The following is a 23795-nucleotide window of genomic DNA, read 5'->3' as shown; positions in this document are numbered from 1 at the left end:
GGCCGGGGTCCAGTTTCTAAGCAGCCGGTGGCGCGCCTCATACGTTACCGCAACTTGGCCCCGGCCTTCGCCGGGGAACGGGAAGGGGTTAGGGAAAGATATGAGTGAAGACCTGATCGTCACCCGCGAAGGCCCGGTCGGGCGGCTGCGGCTCAACCGGCCCAAGGCGATCCACGCGCTGACCCGCGACATGTGCGAGGGCGTGCTCGCCGCGCTGGAGGACTGGCGTGGCGATCTGGGCGTCGAGGCGGTCATTATCGACCATGCCGAGGGGCGGGGTTTCTGCGCGGGCGGCGACATCCGGTTGCTGGCGGAAAGCGGTGCGGGTGACGGTGAGGCGGCGCGGGGCTTCTTCCACAGCGAATACCGGATGAACCACCGGCTGTTCACCTATGCCAAGCCGATCGTCGCCGTCATGGACGGAGTCACCATGGGCGGCGGCGTCGGCATTTCCGCGCCCGCGCGCTTTCGCATCGCGACCGAGAATACCCGCTTCGCCATGCCGGAGACGGGCATCGGCCTGTTCCCCGATGTCGGCGGCGGCTGGTATCTCTCGCGCCTGCCGGGGCGGATGGGCGAGTTCTTGGCGCTGACCGGCCACCGGCTCGACGGGGCGGAGGCGCATGCGCTGGGCCTCGCGACCCATTATCTGTCGTCGTCCGCGCTGGACGAGGCCAAGACCGCGATTACGTCTGCGCCGCAGGAAATTGCCGCGACGCTTGACCGGCTCTCCATACCGGCGCCCGAGGCGAAGATCATGGCGCATGCCGCCGAGATCGACCGGCTGTTTGCCGCCGACACGCTGGAGGAGATCATTGCCGCGCTGGAGGCCGATGGCGGCGAATGGGCGACGCAGCAGCTGGCCGTGTTGCGCACCAAATCGCCGCAGGCCTGCAAGGTCTCGCTGCGTCTGCTGCGCGAGGGCAGGCTGACCACCGACTTCGCCGACGAGATGCGCCGCGAGTACGGCATCGCCTCGCGCGTCGTCCAGCGCCCCGATTTCGTCGAAGGCGTCCGCGCGCTCATCGTCGACAAGGACAATGCGCCGCGCTGGGACCCGGCTACGCCCGAAGGCGTGACCGACACGATGATCGACCATATCTTCGCGCCCATGCCCGACGGGCAGGCCTGGACCCCAGATGATCGTTGAAAATGCCGACCGCTGAAGAGGACGCCATGACCGACTATAACACCCTGATCGTCGAGCGCCGCGAGGCGGTGACCCTGGTGACGCTCAACCGGCCCCAGGCGCTGAACGCGCTCAATGCCGAGCTGCTGTCCGAACTGCTGGACGTGATGCGCGCCTATGACGCCGATCCCGAACAGCGCTGCGCCGTCATCACCGGCTCTGCAAAGGCGTTCGCGGCGGGCGCGGACATCAAGGAAATGCAGGAGATGGACTTCGCCGCCATGTACGGCGGCAACCATTTCACCGGCTGGGACGACTTCACCCGCACCCGCAAGCCCGTCATCGCGGCGGTCGCGGGCTATGCGCTGGGCGGCGGGTGCGAGCTGGCGATGATGTGCGACTTCATCCTCGCCGCCGACACGGCCAAGTTCGGCCAGCCCGAGATCAAGCTGGGCGTGACGCCGGGCATGGGCGGCTCGCAGCGTCTCGCCCATGCGGTCGGCAAGGCCAAGGCGATGGAGATGTGCCTGACCGGCCGGATGATGGATGCCGAGGAAGCCGAGCGCTCGGGCCTCGTCGCGCGCATCATCCCCGCCGCAGATCTGGTCGAGGAGGCGCTGAAGGCCGCCGCCACCATCGCGGGCATGGCGCCGATCGCGGTGCGCGCGAACAAGGAAATGGTCAACGCCGCCTTCGACATGGGGCTGGCGCAGGGCGTCCAGTTCGAGCGACGGCTGTTCCACGGTCTGTTCGGTTCCGCCGACCAGAAGGAAGGCATGGCCGCGTTCGTGGAAAAGCGCACGCCCGTCTGGACCAACCGCTGATGAGTCTCACACCCCTCCCGTAAACGAGTTTCAGGTCGATCATGCCCCCGGCATGATCTAAACGATGCGGGGCATCGTTTACCTGAAACTGGGATGGGGGAGGGCGAGGAGTCTCACCGAGACCATCACCCGTGGCCTTTCCCTCCCCCGGCCCCTCCCGCCTGCGGGAGGGGAGCAGAAGAAAAACAAGATATTAGGAGAGCAGACATGGCACGGATCGCCTTTATCGGCCTGGGCAATATGGGCGGCGGTATGGCCGCCAACCTCGCAAAGGCGGGACATGACGTCCGCGCGTTCGACCTGTCGGCGGACGCGCTGGCGGCGGCGAAGACGGCCGGGTGCCTGCCCGTCGACAGCGCCATCGCGGCGATGGACGGTGTCGAGGCAGTGGTGACGATGCTGCCCGCCGGAACCCATGTCGAGCGCGTCTATGCCGACGCCGTGTTTGCCGCCGCGCCGCCCTCCGCCATCCTGATCGACTGCTCGACCATCGACGTCGCCACCGCGCGGCGTGTGGCAGAGGCGGCGCAGGCCAAGGGCATGATGGCGGTCGACGCCCCCGTATCGGGCGGGATCGCGGCGGCCAAGGCCGGCACGCTGACCTTCATGGTCGGTGGCCCCCAGGAGGCGTTCGAGCGCGCCGAGCCGTTTCTGTCGGCCATGGGCCAGGCGGTCATCCATGCCGGTGGACCGGGCGCGGGGCAGGCGGCGAAGATCTGCAACAACATGCTGCTCGGCGCGACGATGATCGCGACCTGCGAAGCCTTTGTGCTGGCCGAGAAGCTGGGGCTGGCGGCGCAGACCTTTTACGACATCGCCTCGGTGTCGTCGGGCCAGAGCTGGTCGATGACCAAATATTGCCCCGTCCCCGGCGTCGGACCGGAGACGCCCGCCGACCATGACTATCAGGGCGGCTTCGCGGCGGCGCTGATGCTCAAGGACCTGAAGCTGGCGATGCAGGCCGCGCAGGAGGCGGGCGCGACCACCCCGATGGGCGAACGCGCTGCAGAGCTGTATGCGGCGTTCGTCGGCGAAGGCCAGCCGCCGGCGGACTTCTCCGGGATCATCCGCACCCTGCGGTGAACGCCACGCCCAACCTCCGTTCCGCCTGAGCGAAGTCGAAGGCCACGTCCTACGCTTTCCACAAGTCGCCTCCCGTGGATCGGGATTCCCTTGGCCTTCGACTGCGCTCAGGCCGAACGAGGGCAGGGGGGAGGGCGGAAAAGCCCATCCCGCCTTTTCCCTCTGATCAATGCGGCCTAAAGCCCGCTGGGTGATCGAAATACCCGCCCCCCTCCGCCTGCGCATCGACCGCGACGCGCTCACGTCCAACTGGCAGGCGCTCGCCCGGCTGAGCGGAACGGCGGCGTGCGGCGCGGCGGTCAAGGCGAACGGCTATGGCCTGGGCGCAACTCTGGTGGCCGAGACGCTGGCCAGGGCAGGGTGCCGCGACTTCTTCGTCGCCAACTGGGCCGAGGCGCAGGCGCTCGCGCCGCTCGGACTGACGGTGTCGGTCCTGCACGGCCTCCGCGCCGAGGACCTGTCCGCCGCCAAAGCCGGCTTCGCCCGCCCGGTGCTGAGCACGCCCGAACAGATCTCCCGCTGGCGCGACGGCGGCGGCGGAGCGTGCGACGTCATGGTCGACACCGGCATGAACCGGCTCGGCGTGTCGGTGCGAGACGTGCGCGACGGCCTGCTCGACGGCCTGACGATCGAGACGCTCATCAGCCACCTCGCCTGCGCCGACGAGGATGTCGCGATGAACGAACGCCAGCGCGCCGCCTTTGCCAGCCTGACCGGCCGTACGGCCGCGCGGCGGATGAGCCTCGCCAATTCGGCCGGGATCGCGCTGGGTGCGGCCTATCATTTCGACCTGACCCGGCCGGGCCTGGCCCTGTACGGGGGGATACCCCGCCCCGACATGGCCGGCCATCTCCGCCAGGTCGCTTATCCGGAAGCCCAAATCCTCCAGCGTCGCCAGGTGCCGGCGGGCGAGACGGTCGGTTACAACGCCACCTGGACCGCCCCCGCCGATACCGAAGTGGCGATTCTGAACCTCGGCTATGCCGACGGCTATCGCCGCGCGTTGTCGGATTTGGGGGCGGCCGTGGCGGATGGAGTGACGCTGCCGGTGCTGGGCCGTGTATCGATGGACCTGCTGGCGATCGACGTCACCGCAACGCCCGACCTCGCCGAGGGCGACTGGCTGACCATGGACTATGATCTGGCCGCCGCGTCCGCCGCATCGGGCGTGTCGCAATACGAACTGCTGACCGGCCTCGCCCAGCGTTTCGCGCGGGCATAAAAAAGGGGCCTTCCCAAAGGAAGGCCCCGATCAGTTGCCGATCCGAATGGATCAGAAGTTGGCCTTGAACCCGGCATAGAAGAACCGGCCGATATTGTCGTACGGATCGCCCGACGCCGTACCGATCAGATCATAAGGCGGCTTCACGTCGGTCAGGTTGTCCACGCCGACATAGAAGCGGAAGCGATCGGTCGCGTTAAAGCCGACCTGGATCGAGTGGTAGAAGGCCTCCGGGTAGTAGACGACCGGGAAAGCATCCGGGTTACGGGGCGGACGGCCGTCATAGCTGTTCTGCGTTTCCCATTCGCCGATCGTCGACTTGCCCTCGTACCGCAGGCGATACTGAAGATCGAAGGTTTCGAAGTTCAGGTTACCGACGAACTGACCACGCCATGCCGAGTAGCCCAGCTCGCTCTTGTAACGGTCGCGGAAGGTAGGATCACCCACGTCGGTGTAGCCGTTGTTCTGCGCCACATAGCTGGCCAGGACACGCAGGCTGAGCGTGCCGGTGTCGCTGATCTTCGTCCGGTAGGACAGGTCGAAGTCGATGCCCGAGGTTTCCAGCTTGGCGAAGTTGAAGCCCTGCGAGAAGAACGATGGACCCGTCGGCGTGAGCGGGATGGTGGTGCCGGCGTGGATCACGCTCGACTGACCCGCGAACGTGCCGTTCGGATTGCGGATAACGGCAGCGCAATACTGGTTATTGATGCCGCTGGGATTGTCATAGCACTGGTTGATCAGCGTCTGAGCCGCCAGCGAGACGATCGCATCCTTGATCGTGATGTTGTAGTAATCGACCGTCAGCGACAGACCGCGGATCGCCTGCGGCTGGATCACCGCGCCGATCGTGAAGCTGTTGCTCTTCTCGGCGTTCAGATTCGGGTTGCCACGATTAACACCGGCGATGCTAGCCGCGGTACCGTTGGTGAACGGCTCGGTCGTGCCGTTGAACGTCTGGGTCGTCGGCACACCCGCCGCCGCGCAATTGCGGGCGCGGTTGGGATTGTTGTTGATGTTGTTCTGGCTGCACGGATCCGACGGCTGGGCGAAGGTCTGATTATTGGCCGTGAACAGTTCGCTCAGCGAGGGCGCACGGACCGAACGGGCATAGCCGCCACGGATCGTAATGTCGCGGATCGGAGCCCAGATCGCGTTCAGATTGTACGTCCAAGGCGTTCCGGCATTGCCGACATTGTAATGCGACACGCGGGCCGCACCCGTCAGCGTCAGTTCGTGGAAGAACGGACGATCGGCCAACAGCGGCACGCTGAGTTCGCCGAACGCTTCCTTGATGTCATACGCCGGCGGCGCAAAGGTCGGGATGGCGTTCAGGAAGGTCGCGCCGCTGGCAGTCAGGTCGTCATACTTGGAGAACGCCGTCTCACGACGATATTCGCCGCCCAGCGAGAAGGTGACGTCGCCGCCCGGCAGGCGGAACAGCTTGCCGTTGACGAAGCCCATCAGGTCGAATTGCTCGGCCTTCTGCTTGCGCGTCGAGGTGACCGAGAAATAGTTCAGCGCCGCCTGGCTGACCTGGCCCTGACCAAAGAGGTTCACGGGTACGCAGGCCGCGTCGTCATTCGCAGTCGAGGCGTCGGCGTTGATACCGCAAACGATCTGACCGGCGGCGTTGCGCACGGCATTGATCGAATTGTTGTACTTCTGCGTGACGTAGTTGCCCGCCGTCCGGTAGAAGGTATCGAGGCGGCCATAGTTGGCCGACACTTCATAGTGCCAACCTTCAGCAAAATCGCCCTCGACGCCGCCGACGATACGGAAGGTCTCACGCGTGTGGTCTTCGCCGCGACCGCCGAAATCGACGTTGAAACGCTGTGCCGTGAAAGTCGTGGCACCGGGGGCCAGAGCAGACTGCAACGTGGTCCGCGCTTGCGAGGTCAGATACGGATTGTTGATGCTGAAGGTGTTGGTGGCGAAGGTCGGCTGACCTTCCTGCAGCGACTTGATGCGGACATACTTGGCTTCGACGAATGGCTTGAAGGCGTCCGAGATATCGAAGTGTGCCAGAAGGTTACCCGAAACACGTTCCATGCGCGGCTGCAACATGCCCAGCAGACGCAGTGTCGAGCCACGGCCGCCGACGCAGTTGGTCGACGCTGGACGCAGATCAGTGATGCAGTTGTTCGCCGTCAGCGTGCCGTCCGGATTGAACGAGAAATTGCGGCCATATTGCGCCAGGGCATTGGAGCTACCGACATTGGCGATGCCAGTGCAGGTAAAGGCGCGGCGGGCAGCGAAGGCGGCGGCGGACTCACCCGTAGCGGCAGCCGTCGGACAGCTCGAAGCGAACATTCCGCCTTCCGAAATCGTCCCGTTGCGGATGCCACTCAGAAGGTTGGTGTCGGGAATACCATCACCGGTTGCAGGTTCGCCACTCGTACGGATGACGCCGCCATTCGGGTTCAACTGCGGACCGGTGTTCTGCACCGCATTGAACTGACGACGGCCCGAAAAGGCGCCCGTGATGTCGTCACGGTCGGTGAAATAGACCACGTCCGAGAAGGAGTATTCGGCTGATGCGGCGATATTGCCGCGACCTTCGGCGAAATTCTTACCGGCGGTCAGCGCACCGAAATAGGAACCCCGCGTGCCATGGCTGGAAATGCCGCTCTGGCCCGTCGCACGGAGACCTTCGAAGTCGCGCTTCAGCACGAAGTTCACGACGCCGGCCATGGCGTCCGAACCGTATACGGCGGAGCTGCCGCCGGTGACCACGTCGACGCGCTCGAGCAGGTCGGTCGGGATGGTGTTCGTGTCGATTACGAAGCTGCCCGGCTGCGCGCTTACGTGACGGCGGCCGTTGACGACGACCAGCGTGCGCTGCGTGCCAAGACCGCGAAGGTCGAGCAGGTTCAGGCCCGAGGTGCCGATGAAGCGGGTCGAGTTCGCCTGGCTGTAGGTCGTGCGCAGCGCCGGCAGCTGGTTGAGCGAGTCGCCCAGGTTCAGGTTGCCGGTCGACGTCAGCAACTCGGCGGTGACCGAGGTGACGGGCGTGGGCGAATCGAGATTGGGTCGCGCCAGGCGCGAACCGGTGACCACGACGTCGCCGGCGGCTTGGGCAGCACGGTCCGTGACGTTGGGATCGGTGGCGGCATCCTCTTCCTGCTGGCCCGCCGTGCTGCCCGAATTGGCGGTCTGCGCAAAGGCGGAGACCGGCATCAGGATCAGCGTGCTCGCCAGCGCAGATGCCCCGAGCAAGGTGCGCATCTTCATTATTAAACCCCCTTGTACGACGGATCATTCGTGTCCGTTCATCCAAGGGAAAGAAATTTTCGGGCCGAAAACAAGCGTTCGGTGACGTTCATGTGAAATTAACGTCACCCTTGTTGCAGGGATGTGACACGTTCGACACATCCCTGCAATCCAACCGTTAATCGCGAAATTTTCGCAAAGTGGTGTGTTTACCGCTCAACACACATGGCGATGCCCATGCCGCCGCCGATGCACAGCGTGGCCAGACCCTTCTTCACGTCACGCTTCTGCATCTCGTAGATCAGAGTCGTGAGCACGCGCGCGCCGCTCGCGCCGATCGGGTGGCCCAGCGCGATCGCGCCGCCATTGACGTTGACCTTGTCGGGGTCGAGGCCCAGTTCCTTGCCGACCGACAGGGCCTGCGCGGCGAAGGCTTCGTTGGCTTCGATCAGGTCGAGGTCGCCGATGGTCCAGCCCGCCTTTTCCAGCGCGCGCTTGGTGGCGGGGACGGGGCCGATGCCCATCACCGACGGGTCGACGCCGGCCGAGGCCCAGCTCTTGATCGTGGCGAGCACGGTGCTCCCGCGCTTGGTCGCTTCCTCGCGGCTCATCAGGACGAGCGCGGCGGCGCCGTCGTTCAGGCCCGAGGCATTGGCGGCGGTGACGGTGCCGTCCTTCTTGAAGGCGGGGCGGACGCCCGAGACGCTCTCCAGCGTGGCACCGGCGCGGATATATTCGTCGTCGGCGACCACCGTCTCGCCCTTGCGGGTCTTGATGGTGACGGGCGCGATCTCGTCCTTGAAGCGGCCCTCACCACGCGCCTTTTCGGCCAGGTTCTGCGAGCGGACGGCGAACTGGTCCTGTTCGTCGCGGGTCACCTGATATTGCTCGGCGAGATTCTCGGCGGTGATGCCCATATGATAGCCGGCAAAGGCGTCGGTCAGGCCGTCATGGACCATGGTGTCGACCATGGTCAGCGGACCCATCTTGGTGCCGCCGCGCATCGCCTGGGCGTGCGGCGAGAGCGACATCGACTCCTGGCCGCCCGCCACGACGATGGTCGCATCGCCATTGGCGATCGCCTGCAGCCCGAGCGCGACGGCGCGCAGGCCCGATCCGCAGACCTGGTTCACGCCATAAGCGGGGACTTCCTTGGGGATGCCGGCGGCCATCGAGGCCTGGCGCGCCGGGTTCTGGCCCTGCGCGGCGGTCAGCACCTGGCCGAGGATCACCTCGGACACGTCCTCGCCCTTGATGCCCGCCTGTTCCAGCGCGGCGGTGATCGCCACCCGGCCGAGTTCGTGCGCAGGCGTGGCGGCGAAGGCGCCCAGGAAGCTGCCCACGGGGGTGCGCTTGGCGGCGGTAATGACGATCTCGGTCATGAAGGCTCCTCTTGTGTCACATCTATTTAGGCGTTGGGAGTTGGGTGATCCAGTCGGCCAGCGGCTGCCAGAGCTGGTGCTCCGCACGGCCGCCGACGACCATGCCGACATGGCCCGTGCCCCCCGCTCGCCGGTCGGACAGGCCGATGGCGGTGGCGGCGGGGACGATCCGGTCGGCGGTGGCGACGAACTCGACGCTAGGGGCGTCGCATTGCGCGGGTGTGACGGTCGTCCCGGCGACGCGCCATTGCCCCTGGCCGGGGCGATCCTGCGCGATCAGCTCCTCGAACAGCTCACGGCCGAAGGCATGGGGCAGGGGGGCGCCCTGATTGGCCCAGTCCTCCAACCGGATGAAGCGCCGGGCGGCCTCGCTGCGCGGATCGAGAGCGGCGAAGGCCGCATATTTGGCGATGGTGCGGCCCGGGTCGAGTCGCCAGAAGCCCGCCTGCAACGCCTCCATGGGGACGAGGCCCAGCGCTTCGGAGGTCGGCTTGATCGCGGCCCATTGCGCGGCCATCGCGGCGCGCGCCTCGTCGCCATAGCCGGTGAAATGCCATGGCGCGGCGATCGCGGCGAAGCCCGCCACTCGGCTGCGCGCCGCCGCCGCCATGGCGAGCGTGCCGCCCAGGCAATAGCCGACCAGCACCGGCGGCTCTGGAAAGGTCGCGATCAGGGGCAGCAGGAAACGCTCGACATGCCCCGCCGCATCGATGTCGCGGTCCTTCACCCCCGGTGTGCCCCAGTCGATCAGCCAGGGGTGGAAGCCCTGTCCCCGCATCCAGCGGATCAGCGAACGGTCGCGTGACAGGTCGAGGATCGAGGGCGGATTGATCAGTGAGGGGATGAACAGCACCGGCCGGCCTTCGCACCCGACGCCGCCATCGCGGAGCCGCACCCGGCCGCGCCGTCGCCGGACGGGCAGGGCGCGCATCGGGCGTTCGCGCTTCGCCGCCTGGAAACGCCGCAACCCCTCCAGCGCCGCCTGCGCCAGTTCGGGGTTTTCTGCAGACTCGCTGCGCAGCATCGCCAGGAACAGCGGCAGCGGACGCGGACCATGTTGCGATGCGAAATCCATGGCGTTAGGCTACACCAAAATCAGGAAAGGCGGGGATCGATGAAGAAGCAGGCGGTGGACGGCATCGTGATCGTCAAGAAATACGCCAACCGGCGGCTCTACAACACCGAAACCTCCTCCTATATCACGCTCGATCATCTGGCGGCGATGATCCGGGCGGGCCGCGACTTCAAGGTGGTCGACGCCAAGACCGACGAGGACATCACGCATAATGTCCTGACCCAGATCATCATGGAAGAGGAAAGCCGGGGCGAGACGATGCTTCCCGTGAATTTCCTGCGCCAGCTGATCTCGATGTACGGCGATTCGATGCAGGCGGTGGTGCCGGGCTATCTGGAGGCGTCGATGGACAGCTTCCGCCGCAACCAGGAACAGTTCAAGTCGGCGGTCGAGGGCGCGTTCGCGAACACGCCCTTCGCCGATATGGCCAAGCGCAATCTGGCGATGTTTGAAGCGGCGACGCAGGGGTTCAAGCCGGGCGGGGTTGCGCCCACGCCGGCCCCGGCACCGGCGGCCCCCGCCGCGAGCAAGGACGCCGAGATGGCGGCGCTGAAGGCGGAGTTGGCGGCGTTGAAGGACAAGATCGAGAAGCTGGGGGAGTAGAGCTTTCCGCTGGCCCCAACCTCCGTTCAGCCTGAGCGAAGTCGAAGGCCACGCTGGAAGGGTAGACTCTAGGCATGAATCAGTTCCTCCGCTGCAAGGGGAGGGGGACCAGCGAAGCTGGTGGAGGGGTGTCGCCAGTTGCGAGTGAGCCCTCATCTCTCCAGCCAAGACACCCCTCCGTCAGGCCTGCGGCCTGCCACCTCCCCTGCAAGGGGAGGAATGGGTACGCCCAGCCGCAATGGCCGGTCGTGGCCTTCGACTTCGCTCAGGCGGAACGGAGGTGATGGATCAACCGTCATCGCCTCCATTGAACCCGCCGCCCCCCGCATCCATATCGCCGCGCATGAGCGGGAATGAACACGCCATGCCCACTTGGCATGGTACGACGATTTGCTCGGTACGCCGTGGCGGCCGGGTGGTGGTGGCCGGGGACGGTCAGGTTTCGATGGGCCAGACGGTCATGAAGCCCAATGCGCGCAAAGTCCGGCGCCTGGGCGACGGCTCGGTCATCGGCGGCTTTGCGGGCGCGACGGCGGATGCCTTCACCCTGTTCGAGCGGCTGGAGGCCAAGCTGGAGCGGCATAACGGCCAGCTGCTGCGCGCCGCGGTCGAGTTGGCCAAGGACTGGCGGACCGACAAGTTCCTGCGCAACCTGGAGGCGATGATGATCGTCGCCGACAAGGACGTGACGCTGATCCTGACCGGAAACGGCGACGTGCTGGAGCCGGAGAACGGCATCTGCGCGATCGGCTCGGGCGGCAATTACGCCCTCGCGGCGGCCCGCGCGCTCGACGACTATGAAAAGGATGCCGAGACGATCGCGCGCAAGGCGATGGCGATCGCCGCCGATGTCTGCGTCTACACCAATGACCGCGTCACGCTCGAAGCCATCGACGGCGCGCAATAACTCAAGGTTCCCATGAACGACCAGCTGACCCCCAAGGCGATCGTCGCCGCGCTCGACGCGCATATCATCGGCCAGGCCGACGCCAAGCGCGCCGTCGCCGTCGCCATGCGCAACCGCTGGCGTCGCCAGCGGCTGGGCGCGGATTTGCGCGACGAGGTGACGCCCAAGAACATCCTGATGATCGGCCCGACCGGGTGCGGCAAGACCGAGATCAGCCGCCGTCTGGCGAAGCTCGCCGATGCGCCCTTCGTCAAAGTCGAGGCAACCAAGTTCACCGAGGTCGGCTATGTCGGCCGCGACGTCGAGCAGATCGCGCGCGACCTGGTCGAGGAAGCGATCCGGCTGGAAAAGGAACGCCGCCGCGTCGCGGTGAAGGACAAAGCCGAAGAGGCGGCGATGAACCGTCTGCTCGACGCGCTGGTCGGCAAGGACTCGAGCCAGGCGACGCGCGAGGCCTTCCGCCAGCGCTTCCGTGACGGCCATCTCGACCAGACCGAGATCGAGATCGAACTGGAACAGGCCCAGGCCACGCCGTTCGAAATCCCCGGCGCCGCGCCGCAGATGATCAACCTGTCCGAGATGATGGGCAAGGCATTCGGCGGCCAGCCGCTCAAGCGCCGCAAGCTGACCGTCTCGGCCGCCTGGACCAAGCTGGTCGAGGAAGAGGCGGACAAGCGTCTCGACCAGGACGAGGTCAGCCGCGCCGCGCTGGCCGATGCCGAGGCGAACGGGATCGTCTTCCTCGACGAGATCGACAAGATCGCGGTCAGCGACGTGCGCGGTGGCTCGGTCAGTCGTGAGGGCGTGCAGCGCGACCTGCTGCCGCTGATCGAGGGGACGACGGTCGCGACCAAATATGGCCCGATGAAGACGGACCATATCCTGTTCATCGCGTCCGGCGCCTTCCACGTCGCCAAGCCGTCCGACCTGTTGCCCGAGCTTCAGGGGCGCCTGCCGATCCGGGTCGAGCTGAAGGCGCTGACCGAGGGTGATTTCGTCGCGATCCTGTCGGACACCAAGGCGTCGCTGCCTGCCCAGTACAAGGCGTTGATCGGCACCGAGGGGGTGGAGATCTCCTTCACCGAGGACGGTATCGCCGCCATCGCGCGGATCGCGGCGGAGGTGAATGCGCAGGTCGAGAATATCGGCGCGCGGCGGCTGCAGACGGTTATGGAGAAGCTGTTGGAGGATATCAGCTTCGAGGCGGAGGATCGTCAGGGGACGGTGCTGACGGTCGATGGAGCGTATGTCGACAGCCAATTGGCGGCGGTGGCGCGGAATACGGATTTGAGTCGGTTTGTTTTGTGATTGGGGTGGGGGCTCGGTGAGACACCGGGCCCTCCCCCATCCCCTCCCGCTTGCGGGAGGGGAGCGGCAAGATCAGACGGTTGAATGAACTCGTGAGCTTGCCGCTTGGCACGCCCCTCCCGCAGGCGAGTTTCAGGTCGGTCATGCCCCCGGCATGACCTATACGATACGGGGTATCGTTTACCTGAAACTGGGATGGGGGAGGGCTGGTACTAGGCCAAATCCCCTATTTCTTCACCCGATCATAGGGCACGAACCCATCGAAGAAGCAGGATGCCGACGGGATCGACAGGCCCTGTTGCAGCACTTGGAACCGGTCGTTTCGGCACAGTCGCGAGCCCCATTGCTGGATCAGCAGCGTGTTGAACGGCCGCAGGCTGGGGCATTCGCCGCGCACTTGCGCACGCCAGATGCGGCGGCCGCCGGCATTGATGATGATCGTGCCGTTGTCGACGATGCTTGGCCCCGACTGGGCCGTGCTGGTATCGACGCATTGCACGGGCGGTCCCGCGACACGGCCGGCAAAGGGATCGGACTTGGCGGCGACGAGCGTCAGGCCCAGCGCCGCCACCATGGCAGGACGGCCACGCATCACTTGGCGGGCCGATAGGGCACGAACGGCCCGAAGCTGCAGCTGCCCGTGAAGAAGCCCGACACGCGGTCGACCGTCTGTGCGATGTCGCCGGCGCAGAGCTGGCCGGTCGTGGTGCGGGTGACCAATATATCGTTGCGTCCGCGCTGGCCGATCGTCTCGCACCCGCCTTGCGTCTCGCTGACATATTTCAGGCGCGGCGAGATCGTATAGACGATGGTCGGGCCATAGGCCGTCACCTGCCGCGTCTGATACTGGCCGATGCACTGGGTCGGCTTTTGCGGGGTCAGGCCGCGCAGCGCCTTGTCCAGATCGGCGCGCTCGGTCGCCTGGCGCTGGTCGATCCGCGCCTGCTCGGCGGGGGTGGGGGTACAGCCGGCGATCGCCGGTAACAGGAACGCCGTGGACAGCATTGTCAGGCCGCGCATCGTCTTCGCCTCCTTCGGTCGGTTCCCCTGCAACATTTCCCTAACCCTTGAACGCGTCCTTGGCTGCACGACGCTCGGCCAGTTCCTGCGCATCGACCGAACGCAGAAAGGGGTTGGTCGCGCGTTCCAGCGCGATGGTCGTCGGGATGGTCGGCTCGCCCGCCTCGCGCATGGCGGTGACATCGGCCAGCCGCGCGGCGATCGCGTCGTTGTCCGGCTCCGCCACCGCTGCGAAGCGCGCGTTGGACAGGGTATATTCGTGCCCGCAATAGACGCGCGTATCCTCGGGCAGCGCGGCGAAGCGGCGCATATTGGCGTGCATCTGCGCCGCCGTCCCCTCAAACAACCGGCCACAGCCCATGGCGAACAGCGTGTCGCCGCTGAAGATCACACCGCGCTCGGGCACATGAAAGGCGATATGCCCCGCCGTATGCCCCGGCACCGACCAGATCACCGCCTCGAGCATGCCGACGCCGATCCGGTCGCCATCCTCCAGCAGCCGGTCGAGCCCCTCGATCTTGGCCGCCTCCGCCGCCGGGCCGGCGACCCGCGCACCGGCGGCGCGCAGCTCGCTCGCGCCGCCGACATGGTCGGGATGCCAATGGGTCAGCCAGACCTGGTCGATGGTCCATCCGCGTGCCGCCGCCGCCGCCGCCACCGGCGCCGCCTCGCCGGGATCGAGCGCGACGGTCTGGCCATCGTCATGGATCAGCCAGGCATAGTTATCGGAGAGGACGGGGACGCGAATGATTTCCATGCGCGGCCTTTACCAGCTTCCGACATTGGGCATCGAGGCCCAAGGTTCGGCCGGGGGCAGCGCACCGTCCTGTAACAGTTCGATCGAGATGCCGTCGGGCGTCTTGACGAAGGCCATATGCCCGTCGCGCGGCGGCCGGTTGATGGTAATGCCGGCATCCATCAGCCGCTGGCACGTCTCGTAAATATTGTCGACGCGATAGGCGAGATGGCCGAAATTGCGGCCGCCGGTATAGATTTCGGGGTCCCAATTATGGGTCAACTCAACCTCGGCGCGGCCCTCGTCGCCCGGTGCCGCCAGGAAGATCAGCGAGAAGCGCCCACCCTCGTTATCGATCCGCCGCACCTGTTCCAGCCCCAGCAACGCGAAGAAGCGGATGGTGGCGTCGGGATCGCTGACGCGGATCATGGTGTGGAGATAACGCATTCGATTTCCTGCCTATTAGGGAGGGCACGCTGTCCTACCCGCAAATAAAGGGCAAGACCTTTACCTGCGATAAGGCTCAGCGTGAGGGGAACTGCGCCAGCGCCTTGGCGGCGATCGCGCGGACCGGGCTGTCGGGCGGGGCGAGTCGCGCAGCCTCGCTCCACGCCTTGCGCGCGCCCGCTTCGTCCCCGCCGGCGGCGGCGATGTTGCCGGCCTCCAGCTGGACATTGGCGTCGTCCGCCGACCGTGCCAGCGCCTCGCCGATGTCCTTCTTCGCACGGGGCAGATCGCCGGTGCGGCGCGCCAGCGTCGCCGACAGCAACCAAGCGAGCGGATCGCTCGGCACATGCGTCAGCGCGGCGTCCAGATCGACCCGCGCCGCCGCCGGCTGTCCGCCCGCGACCAGCGCGCGTGCCCGGTCGAGCAGCGCTTCGCCCAGCGCGAAGCCGGTCAACTGGCCCGAGGCGAGCGCGGCATCAAGCGCGGTGCGGGCATGGGCGGCGTCGCCCCCCGCCAGATAGGCATTGCCCGCCTGCGCCCAATAGGTGGCGGCACGTATGTCGCGACCGGTTTCCGCCGCGCGTGCCGCCTGTTCGAAGGCGGTGGCGGCGGCGCTCCAATTGCCCTCTGAGGCATAGGCGATGCCGGCGCATTGCTGCGCGAAATAGCCGCCGCCCGCCAATTGCCAGCGCCCCGCCTCGGCCCGCCCGGCGACGGGATCGCGCGTGGCGGTCGCGACGCAGCGTTCATGCCGCGCCTCGCGCGGATCGGTGGGGAGGGCGGCGGGCTTGGCGGCGGCCGGAGTCGGGGCCTGGGGCTGAGCTGCGACGGCGAGTGCCAGGGAAAACAGGATCATGGGTGGTTCAACACGTCCTCAACGCTGCGGATCAACAGCGCGATGTCCTGCTCGCGCGACAGCCGGTGGTCGCCGTCCTTGACCAGGATCGTCTGCACATCGGCTGAACGGAACAGCCCCGCCAGATGGGTGGTGCGCTGCCACGGGACGTCGGGGTCCTGCATCCCCTGGAGCAGCCGGACCGAGCCGTCGAACGCGATGGGACCGAAGGTCAGCCGATTGGCCTCGCCCGACGTCCAGAAGCCGCGCGTATAGAGGGTGGGTTCGGGGCCATAGGGATTGGGCCGCTCCAGCCGACCCGTCTGGAGGATCGTCATCTTCTCGTCTTCGGAAAAGCCCCAGTCGGTGAAGTCGGGCGCGGGCGCGATGCCGACCAAGGCCGTCACCTGTTCGGGCCGGGCCAGCGCGGCGAGCAGCATCAGCCAGCCGCCCATCGACGATCCGACCAGCACCGCCGGCCCCTTCACCACATCGTCGAGCATCGCCACGACATCGTCGCGCCAGTCCGCCAGCGCCTGATCCGCGAACGCGCCGTCCGATGTGCCGCATCCGCCATAATCGAAGCGCAGGAACGCGCGGCCGTTCGCCTGCGCCCATGCCTCCAGCGCGAGCGCCTTCGACCCCTGCATGTCCGAGGCATAGCCGGGCAGGAAGACGATCGCGGGGCCGGCGCCGTCCGTCCAGTGATAGGCGAGCTTGGGGCGGGGCGTGGGGCTGTCGGTCATGCCCGGAGTGTAGGGAAGGGCTGGGGCGATGGAAACCCGATCGCGGCTTTGCGGCGTCATCCCAACTTCCGTTCAGCCCGGACGCGGTCGAAGCCCAGGGGGCACGCGCAACCCGTACCCGGAGGAGAATGCGTCCCGTGGCCTTCGACTGCGCTCAGGCTGAACGGGGCGGGGGGAATTGCACCGCATGGCGAGGACTGCCAGTCCCTCGCAAGCGATCCCGAAAGTCTTCGGTCCTACGGCCGCCAGTTTCACCGTGTCACACGCGATGCGCGGGCCTGTTACACTTCGCACGCCGGATCGACCAGTTGTGCGACGATCACCTCGATCGGGGAAACATGCTCCCCCCTCCGTTCAGCCTGAGCGAAGTCGAAGGCCACGTCCAGCCTTCGCCGCCGGCGATGGAGGGGAGTGCATCCCTTGGCCTGCGACTTCGCTCAGCCTTAACGGCGGTGAGAGCGGCGATAACAGGCTTTGAGGGGCAGTGCCTCAGATCACATATTCGACGGTCTTCGCCTGGGTCTGCGCCGCCTGCTTCCTGCGCCGCTTGGCGACCATCTCGGCATGGAGCCGTGCCACCGTGTCGCTGCCGGTGGTCTGGCACAGCCCCGGTACGACGGCATGCACCAGCGCGCCGACGCCGCCGACGATCATGATCGCCCCGAACCGCGCCGCGACGCCGAAATGCTCGACATAGCTTTCGCCGACACTTTCGGGATGCTCGGTGAACAGGCGACGGAACATGGCGGGCATTCTCCTTTGGCCGTGTCCGATGATCCTATCATGGCCCTGGGGATTGGCAAAACCGGGTATCGTCACCCGGTCCAGGCCAGCCTCTCCACCATGTCCTCCGCCAGCAGGCTGAGCGTGTCGTCGCGCGCGCCCATCACCACGATCCGGTCGCCCGGCCGCGCTTCCGCCACCAGCATCGCCGCCGCCTCGGCGCGGTCGGCGATGTGGCGGGCGTCCACGCCGCCTGCGCGCAGGTCGGCGACGATGTCGGCGCTGGTTACCTCGCGCGCGACGGTGCCGCCGAAATAGGCGGGGTCGGGCAGGACGAACACGTCGCCGTCCCGCATCCGCCGCGCGATGCTGTCGACCAGCTCGGTCCGCATGACCTTCAGCGGGCCATAGCCGTGGGGCTGGAACAGGATCAGCAACCGGCCGGGAAAGGCGTGGAGCGTGTCGAGCGTCGCGGCGATCTTGTCGGGGTTGTGGCCGAAATCGTCGATGACGGTGACGCCGTTCGCCTCGCCGACCCTCTCGAACCGGCGCTTGAGGCCGGTGAAGCGTTCGACCGCGCGGATCGCGTCGATCAGGGGGATGCCAGCCGCCACGCTCGCGCCGATCGCGGCCAGCGCATTGGAGACGTTATGGCGGCCCGGCACCGACAGCCGAACATGATAGCCGGCGCCCCCGGTGATCAGATCGAAGCTGATGGCGAAGGGTTCGGGCTTCAGCGCCTCGGCGACCAGATCGGCCGCGCCCTCGACCGCGAAGGTGGTGAGGTTGGGGATGTCGGCCAGCAGCGCCGCCGTCTCGGCATCGCCGGCATTGGCGACCACGTGTCGCGCACGGCCTGCGAACCCGCCGAACAGGTCGCGCAATTCCTCCAGCGACTTGTGGTCCAGGCTGACATTGTTCAGCACCGCGATGGCGGGGTCGTAGAGCGCGATCGAGCCGTCGCTTTCGTCCACCTCGCTGACGAACGCCTCGCCGCCGCCGACCAGCGCGCTGGCGAAGGGACTGTCTGGCGAGACGAAATCCTTCATCACCGCGCCGTTCATCGCGGTCGGATCGCGCCCCGTCTGGTGCAGGATGAAGGCGATCATGCCGGTGACGGTCGACTTGCCGCTGGTTCCTGCCACGCCGATGGGGAGGGTGCTGTCGTTGAACAGGTTGGCCAGCATCTGGGCACGGGTGGCGCGCGGGCAGCCCAGACGGTTGGCGGCGACGATGTCGGGCACCGTCTCCTCCACGGCGGCGGAGGCGATGACGAGCTGGTCGGGCGAGGTCACGCCCGATCCGTCCTGCGGGTAAAGCGCGATGCCGGCGTTGCGCAGCGCATCGAACTTGGCGGCGACGCGGCCCTGGTCGAGGCCCCGGTCCGAACCCGAAACCGTCCATCCGCGTGCGCGCAGGATCATGGCGAGCGGCATCATCCCCGATCCGCCGATACCCACCAGAAAACAGGAATTGCCGTTGGTCATGGCCCCACGCTATCGGCGAGTTGACGGCGCGGGGCAATGCCCGGCCGGCTGACCAAGGCGAGGAACGCGCTGACATGAAGATCGGAATCCTCGCTCCCTCGAGCATCGGCAACCCCGCCGCCGAAGCGCCGGTCAGCGCCTTCGCCGCGATCGCCTATCCGGATGTCGACCTGATCTTCCATCCGCAATGCTATGAGGAGGACGGGCATTTTGCCGGTAATGACGAACGCCGCGCCTCGGCCTTTCTGGAGTTCGCCAACGATCCCGGCATCGACGCGATCTGGTTCCTGCGCGGCGGCTATGGATCGAACCGCATCCTGTCGCGGGTCATGCCCAATCTGAACGGCGCGGCGGGACACAAGACCTATATCGGCTATTCCGACCTCGGCTTCGTGCTGGCCGCGCTCTATGCCCGGCGGATCGGGCGGCCGGTGCATGGGCCGATGGCCAGCGACATACGCCGCCAGCATGGCGATGTGACGGTGGCGCGCTCGCTCGGCTGGCTGACCAGCGGCGACCGGCAGGGGCTGGAGCCGGGCCTCGACGGGCGCCCGGCGGCGGCGTTCAACCTGTCGATCCTCGCCGCGCTGATCGGCACGCCCTGGCTCCCCGACCTGACCGACCATGTCCTGATCATCGAGGAAGTGTCCGAGCATCTGTACGCGGTCGACCGGATGCTGTTCACCATGGCGAACGCCACGCAGTTGAAGGGCGTGGCGGGTGTCCGGTTGGGTGCGGTCAGCAACGTGCAGGAGAATGAGCCGGAATGGGGCGAAACGCTGGAATTCATGATCCAGCGCTGGTGCGGCGAGATGGGCGTGCCCTATCTGGGCCGCGCACGGATCGGGCACACGCAGGACAATCATCTGGTCCCGTTCGGAATCGCGTGAGGGGAGAAGAACGATCAAGTCATGGACTTTAGGCTTATGTTTCGCGCTGACGGCGACGGCCGCGGGCGCGCAGACAAGCGCGCCCTCCCAGATTCTGGTGTCCGCCACCGGCACCGCGCAAGCGCCGCCCGACCGGGCGACCATCAGCTATACCGTGCGTGGCGAGGGGACGACGTCCGACGAGGCGACCGCCAAGCTGCGCGATCAGGCCAAGGCCATTCGCGCCGGGGCCGAGCAGGTGGTGCGTGGCGCGATGGAACTGCAAAGCTCGGATTTTCGGATCGAGCCGGTGCGGTCGCGCGAATGCCAAAGCGGCTATGGTCAGGTCCAGCTGTCGACGGGCGCGTGCGCGATCCAGGGCTATGTCGCAACCATGCCGGTGCGTATCGATACGTCGCGCGTCGCCGATGCGGGAACGCTGGTCGGTGTCATCGGTCGACTTGGCGGCTTGCAGCCCCAGCTTCAGAATTACTGGCTCAGCAATTCGGAGCCGGCGCGGCAAAAGGCGATGCGCGCCGCGCTCGCCGGGGCCAGGGCGCAGGCGCAGCTGATTGCCGAAGGATCGGGGCAGAAGCTGGGTCGTTTGCTGCGGGTACAGGACAGCGACTATCGCGAGATCGTGATCGAGATGCCCGAAGGCGCGCCCGCCGGGGCATCCTCCGCACCACCCCCGCCTCCGCGAGCGCCGATCCGTATCGACCTGTCGCCCGCGCCGATCGACATCAAGGTTACGTTGATGGCGGCTTACGCAATCGATCAATAGTCGTATCCTGGATCGCCTGACATCGGCCGGCCATTGTCCGTAATTTCTGGCGTGGCGAGGCGATCTCCCCTGCTGGGGATAATGATATGGGTGAAGCGGTGCGTCCTTGTTGTCGCTTCGCTCCACTAACCAGATCATGATCTGCTGCTTATGCAGAATAATATTATTGGCCTTATTCTAGAAACTTGATCTCGCACCGTTTCGTCTTCCCGCTGCGGGGGCGCAGTAGGAGAGAGATGATGGCAGACAGCAATGGCGACGGTGGCCGCGAGAACAATCCGGGCAATTTCGCCAATGACCGCGAAAAGGCCTCCGAAGCGGGCCGCAAGGGCGGCCAAGAAAGCGGCGGCAACTTCAAGAACGATCCCGAACGCGCGGCCGAGGCCGGGTCGAAGGGTGGCCAGGCCAGCCATGGCGGCGGCGGTCAGCAAGGGCGCTGACGGCTTTGCCTGACACGGATCGGGCGGCGGTGGCGCGGACCACCGCCGCCCGGTTTTCGTGAAGGGCTGGAGCGCTGGCGGAAACGGCCCGTTCGGAATGTGAGATGTGCTTTGTGCAGCCCGGATGGCCGGGTATATTGGCGGCATGTCAGCCCTGCTCTTCATCCTCGCTTTGCCGGCTGCTCAATCCGCCTTGCCGGTTTCGCTCGACTGGATCACGATCGAGGTGGCCGCCGAGCGGGTGGCGGCTTGTCATGTCGGGCAGGTTACGATCAGGCCGCTGAGCAAGTCGGACGATGCCGCATTGATCATCGACGCGACCGACATTTCCGATCGGCAATCGGATTGCGTGCACAAGGCTGCCAGCTTTCACAAGGTGGTGTTGCCTTCCGCCGTTCAATCGCGCTACGACGCCCGCCGTATCGAGCGCCTGAGAGCTTGGTGGGCGGCGGATGGCCGCCAGACGCTCAAGGAAATGGGCCTTTTGGAGCGGCTCCCTCCCTATGTCCCCGGTAAGACGGACGACGCTGCATTCGCGCAGCAGGTCGAGGTCTTATGCCAGGCCAAAGGCGCTCTCCATCCGCGCGCGACGGCTAAAGCCGTCAATCCGGCATGGTTCGACCGATTGACCTATAGCGAAATCATGCAAGGTCGCGCCAAGTGCGTCATCGCTGCGATACTGGCCAGCGGATTTCGCAGCGCCAAGGTCAACCGGGAGCAGGCCGTCCCGGAATAAAGGTCGTCTCCAAGGCCAAACTATACGCGGCGGCCTTTCTACCCTATAGACCGCGCCCGCGCCGGCCGTTCCACGCAGGCGCGCCATCCGCATCTATCGAAGAGAGTTACCATGTCCGCGATGTTCCGTATCACGCTGCCCGACGGTTCCGTCCGTGAGGTCGCGCCCGGAACCACTCCCGCGGACATCGCCGCCGCGATCGGGCCGGGTCTCGCCAAGGCGGCGATCGCCGCGCGTGTCGATGGCGAATTGCGCGACATCATGCGGCCGTTCGAGGGCGACTCCGCCCTCGCCCTGGTGACCGCGAAGGACGAGGCCGACGCGCTCGAACTCGCGCGCCATGACTATGCGCATGTGCTGGCCGAGGCGGTGCAGGCGCTGTTCCCCGGCACGCAGATCACCTTCGGCCCGGCGACCGATGACGGCTTCTATTACGATTTCGCGCCCAAGGATCGCCCCTTCACCGAGGAGGACCTGCCCGCGATCGAGGCCGAGATGCGCAAGATCATCGCGCGTGACGAGCCGCTGATCCGCGAGGTCTGGACCCGCGAGCAGCTGATCGAGCGCTGGACGCAGCAGGGCGAGAGCTTCAAGGCCGAATGGGCCGCCGAGCTGCCCGATACCGAGGAACTGACCGTCTATCGTGCGGGCAAGGGGGAGGACGCCTGGCTCGACATGTGCCGCGGCCCGCACCTCGCCTCGACCGGCAAGCTCGATCCCAATGCCTTCAAGCTGACCCGCGTGTCGGGGGCATACTGGCGCGGCGACCAGAAGAACGCGATGCTCAGCCGCATCTACGGCACCGGCTGGCTGAACAAGAAGCAACTGGCCGAGCACCTGACCCGCTTGGAGGAAGCGGCCAAGCGCGACCATCGCAAGCTGGGCAACGAGATGGACCTGTTCCACCTTCAGCAGGAGGCGCATGGCTCGGTCTTCTGGCATCCCAAGGGTTATCGCATCTGGCGCGAGCTGGAGGCCTATATGCGCCGCGCGATCGATGCGGGCGGCTATCGCGAGGTGAAGACCCCGCAGGTCATGGACGCGCGCCAGTGGGAGCAGTCCGGGCACTGGGGCAAGTATCGCGAGAACATGTTCGTGATCCCCGACGAGGTGCCGAACGTCGACGACGAAGGCCCGCTGGTGTCGGACGATGCGCAGTGGATGGCGCTGAAGCCGATGAACTGCCCGGCACACGTCCTGATCTTCCGCCAGGGGATCAAGTCGTACCGCGACCTGCCCTTGCGCTTCTACGAGAATGGCTGCTGCCACCGCAACGAGCCGCACGGCGCGCTGCACGGCCTGATGCGCGTGCGCCAGTTCACCCAGGACGACGCGCACATCTTCTGCCGCGAGGACCAGATCGTCGAGGAAGTCCGCGCTTTCTGCGAACTGGCGGACCGTATCTACAAGGATTTCGGCTTCACCTATTCGATCAAGCTGGCGCTGCGCCCCGAAAAGCGCTTCGGCACCGAAGAGATGTGGGACATGGCCGAGACCGAACTGCGCGACGCGGTCGTGCGGGCGGGGCTGGCGACCGAGCAATATGGCTGGGAAGAGCTGCCGGGCGAGGGGGCTTTCTATGCGCCCAAGCTGGAATGGCATCTGACCGACGCGATCGGCCGCACCTGGCAGGTCGGCACCATCCAGTCGGACCGAGTCCTGCCCGAGCGACTCGACGCGTCGTACATCGGCGAGGATGGCGAGCGGCATCGCCCGATCATGCTCCACCGCGCAATCTTCGGCTCCTATGAGCGGTTCATCGGCATCCTGATCGAGCATTATGCGGGCCGCTTCCCGGTCTGGCTCGCGCCGGTGCAGGCGGTGGTCGCGACCATCGTGTCGGACGCCGATGGCTATGCCGAGGACGCAGCGGCCAAGCTGGCGGCGGCGGGTATCCGGGTCGAGACCGATCTGCGCAACGAGAAGATCAACTACAAGGTGCGCGAACACTCGGTCGCCAAGGTTCCAGTGCTGCTGGTCGTCGGCAAGCGCGAGGCCGAGGAAGGCAAGGTCGCCGTCCGCCGTCTGGGCAGCCAGGCGCAGGAGATCATGACGCTGGACGAGGCCATTGCGATGCTCCGCGAAGAGGCGACTCCGCCCGATCTGCGCGGCTGAAACATCATGGGTTGAGGATAAGGGCGGGACGTTTGTCTCGCCCTTTCAAATTCGGGCCCGATCGCTTATATTGAAATCGTAATTGCCACAGGAGAAATACCCATACGTCCTCCC

The 23795-nt window shown here is 66.4% G+C and carries 23 protein-coding genes; 12 read left to right on the top strand and 11 right to left on the bottom strand.

The features are described 5' to 3' along the window. Positions 1-100 precede the first annotated feature (100 nt). The 4 genes from ACQHGV_RS12455 (at position 101) to alr (ending at position 4258) form a co-directional block, all read left to right on the top strand. Positions 101-1150, top strand: coding sequence for an enoyl-CoA hydratase/isomerase family protein (locus ACQHGV_RS12455; protein ID WP_440978414.1), 1050 nt, complete (start codon positions 101-103; stop codon positions 1148-1150). Between the two features lie 26 nt (positions 1151-1176). After that, on the top strand, positions 1177-1953 hold the full coding sequence (locus ACQHGV_RS12450; protein ID WP_440980204.1) for an enoyl-CoA hydratase: 777 nt from the start codon (positions 1177-1179) through the stop codon (positions 1951-1953). A gap of 93 nt (positions 1954-2046) precedes the next feature. Next, on the top strand, positions 2047-3036 hold the full coding sequence (mmsB, locus tag ACQHGV_RS12445; protein WP_440978413.1) for a 3-hydroxyisobutyrate dehydrogenase: 990 nt from the start codon (positions 2047-2049) through the stop codon (positions 3034-3036). A gap of 199 nt (positions 3037-3235) precedes the next feature. Further along, positions 3236-4258, top strand: a complete 1023-nt coding sequence (gene alr, locus ACQHGV_RS12440) for an alanine racemase (protein ID WP_440980203.1) — start codon at positions 3236-3238, stop codon at positions 4256-4258. 51 nt (positions 4259-4309) lie between these two features. Here alr and ACQHGV_RS12435 read toward each other — a convergent pair whose 3' ends face one another. The 3 genes from ACQHGV_RS12435 to ACQHGV_RS12425 all read right to left on the bottom strand — a co-directional run bounded on the left by ACQHGV_RS12435 (position 4310) and on the right by ACQHGV_RS12425 (position 9925). After that, the gene (locus ACQHGV_RS12435) at positions 4310-7489 is read right to left on the bottom strand and encodes a TonB-dependent receptor domain-containing protein (protein WP_440978412.1); all 3180 of its coding nucleotides are present in this window, start codon (positions 7487-7489) and stop codon (positions 4310-4312) included. 188 nt (positions 7490-7677) lie between these two features. Next, positions 7678-8850: an acetyl-CoA C-acetyltransferase gene (locus ACQHGV_RS12430; RefSeq protein ID WP_440978411.1), complete on the bottom strand. Its 1173-nt coding sequence runs from the start codon at positions 8848-8850 to the stop codon at positions 7678-7680. A 22-nt stretch (positions 8851-8872) separates the two neighbouring features. After that, positions 8873-9925 carry an alpha/beta fold hydrolase gene (locus ACQHGV_RS12425; protein WP_440978410.1) on the bottom strand — a complete coding sequence of 351 codons (1053 nt, stop codon included), beginning with the start codon at positions 9923-9925 and terminating at the stop codon, positions 8873-8875. Between the two features lie 39 nt (positions 9926-9964). Between ACQHGV_RS12425 and phaR the strand changes: the two genes are divergently transcribed. The 3 genes from phaR to hslU all read left to right on the top strand — a co-directional run bounded on the left by phaR (position 9965) and on the right by hslU (position 12743). Next, positions 9965-10528, top strand: coding sequence for a polyhydroxyalkanoate synthesis repressor PhaR (gene phaR / locus ACQHGV_RS12420; protein WP_183950308.1), 564 nt, complete (start codon positions 9965-9967; stop codon positions 10526-10528). Positions 10529-10892: 364 nt separating this feature from the next. Continuing rightward, positions 10893-11435, top strand: a complete 543-nt coding sequence (gene hslV / locus ACQHGV_RS12415; protein WP_440978409.1) for an ATP-dependent protease subunit HslV — start codon at positions 10893-10895, stop codon at positions 11433-11435. A 12-nt stretch (positions 11436-11447) separates the two neighbouring features. Beyond that, entirely contained in the window at positions 11448-12743 is a 1296-nt protein-coding gene (gene hslU, locus ACQHGV_RS12410; RefSeq protein ID WP_440978408.1) for an ATP-dependent protease ATPase subunit HslU, read from the top strand. 226 nt (positions 12744-12969) lie between these two features. Here the strand turns inward: hslU and ACQHGV_RS12405 are convergent, their stop codons facing one another. The 8 genes from ACQHGV_RS12405 to ACQHGV_RS12370 form a co-directional block, all read right to left on the bottom strand. Further along, a complete protein-coding gene (locus ACQHGV_RS12405; protein WP_440978407.1) occupies positions 12970-13335 on the bottom strand; it encodes a hypothetical protein in 366 nt (121 codons plus the stop codon). Further along, a complete protein-coding gene (locus tag ACQHGV_RS12400) occupies positions 13335-13763 on the bottom strand; it encodes a hypothetical protein (protein ID WP_409787666.1) in 429 nt (142 codons plus the stop codon). Before ACQHGV_RS12400 ends, ACQHGV_RS12405 begins: the two co-directional genes overlap by 1 nt. Before the next feature lie 40 nt (positions 13764-13803). Continuing rightward, positions 13804-14520, bottom strand: a complete 717-nt coding sequence (gene gloB / locus ACQHGV_RS12395) for a hydroxyacylglutathione hydrolase (protein WP_440978406.1) — start codon at positions 14518-14520, stop codon at positions 13804-13806. Between the two features lie 9 nt (positions 14521-14529). Next, positions 14530-14946 carry a VOC family protein gene (locus ACQHGV_RS12390; RefSeq protein ID WP_183950313.1) on the bottom strand — a complete coding sequence of 139 codons (417 nt, stop codon included), beginning with the start codon at positions 14944-14946 and terminating at the stop codon, positions 14530-14532. 76 nt (positions 14947-15022) lie between these two features. After that, positions 15023-15802 carry a tetratricopeptide repeat protein gene (locus ACQHGV_RS12385; RefSeq protein ID WP_440978405.1) on the bottom strand — a complete coding sequence of 260 codons (780 nt, stop codon included), beginning with the start codon at positions 15800-15802 and terminating at the stop codon, positions 15023-15025. Next, positions 15799-16527 carry an alpha/beta hydrolase gene (locus ACQHGV_RS12380; protein WP_440978404.1) on the bottom strand — a complete coding sequence of 243 codons (729 nt, stop codon included), beginning with the start codon at positions 16525-16527 and terminating at the stop codon, positions 15799-15801. Before ACQHGV_RS12380 ends, ACQHGV_RS12385 begins: the two co-directional genes overlap by 4 nt. Before the next feature lie 489 nt (positions 16528-17016). Next, positions 17017-17280, bottom strand: a complete 264-nt coding sequence (locus ACQHGV_RS12375) for a DUF6356 family protein (protein WP_440978403.1) — start codon at positions 17278-17280, stop codon at positions 17017-17019. Between the two features lie 62 nt (positions 17281-17342). Then, complete coding sequence (locus tag ACQHGV_RS12370; protein ID WP_440978402.1) at positions 17343-18737, bottom strand: UDP-N-acetylmuramate--L-alanine ligase; 1395 nt, start codon at positions 18735-18737, stop codon at positions 17343-17345. A gap of 74 nt (positions 18738-18811) precedes the next feature. Between ACQHGV_RS12370 and ACQHGV_RS12365 the strand changes: the two genes are divergently transcribed. The 5 genes from ACQHGV_RS12365 (at position 18812) to thrS (ending at position 23681) form a co-directional block, all read left to right on the top strand. Further along, positions 18812-19627: an LD-carboxypeptidase gene (locus ACQHGV_RS12365; RefSeq protein WP_440978401.1), complete on the top strand. Its 816-nt coding sequence runs from the start codon at positions 18812-18814 to the stop codon at positions 19625-19627. A 97-nt stretch (positions 19628-19724) separates the two neighbouring features. After that, positions 19725-20390, top strand: a complete 666-nt coding sequence (locus ACQHGV_RS12360; RefSeq protein WP_440978400.1) for an SIMPL domain-containing protein — start codon at positions 19725-19727, stop codon at positions 20388-20390. Between the two features lie 236 nt (positions 20391-20626). Further along, the gene (locus ACQHGV_RS12355; protein WP_440978399.1) at positions 20627-20830 is read left to right on the top strand and encodes a general stress protein; all 204 of its coding nucleotides are present in this window, start codon (positions 20627-20629) and stop codon (positions 20828-20830) included. A gap of 124 nt (positions 20831-20954) precedes the next feature. Then, positions 20955-21566, top strand: coding sequence for a hypothetical protein (locus ACQHGV_RS12350; RefSeq protein ID WP_440978398.1), 612 nt, complete (start codon positions 20955-20957; stop codon positions 21564-21566). A gap of 111 nt (positions 21567-21677) precedes the next feature. Then, the gene (gene thrS, locus ACQHGV_RS12345) at positions 21678-23681 is read left to right on the top strand and encodes a threonine--tRNA ligase (RefSeq protein WP_440978397.1); all 2004 of its coding nucleotides are present in this window, start codon (positions 21678-21680) and stop codon (positions 23679-23681) included. Positions 23682-23795: the final 114 nt, after the last annotated feature.

It is taken from the genome of Sphingomonas pseudosanguinis (assembly GCF_052056765.1).
GTDB lineage: Bacteria > Pseudomonadota > Alphaproteobacteria > Sphingomonadales > Sphingomonadaceae > Sphingomonas > Sphingomonas pseudosanguinis.
This window is presented reverse-complemented; position numbering and strand designations above follow the sequence as displayed.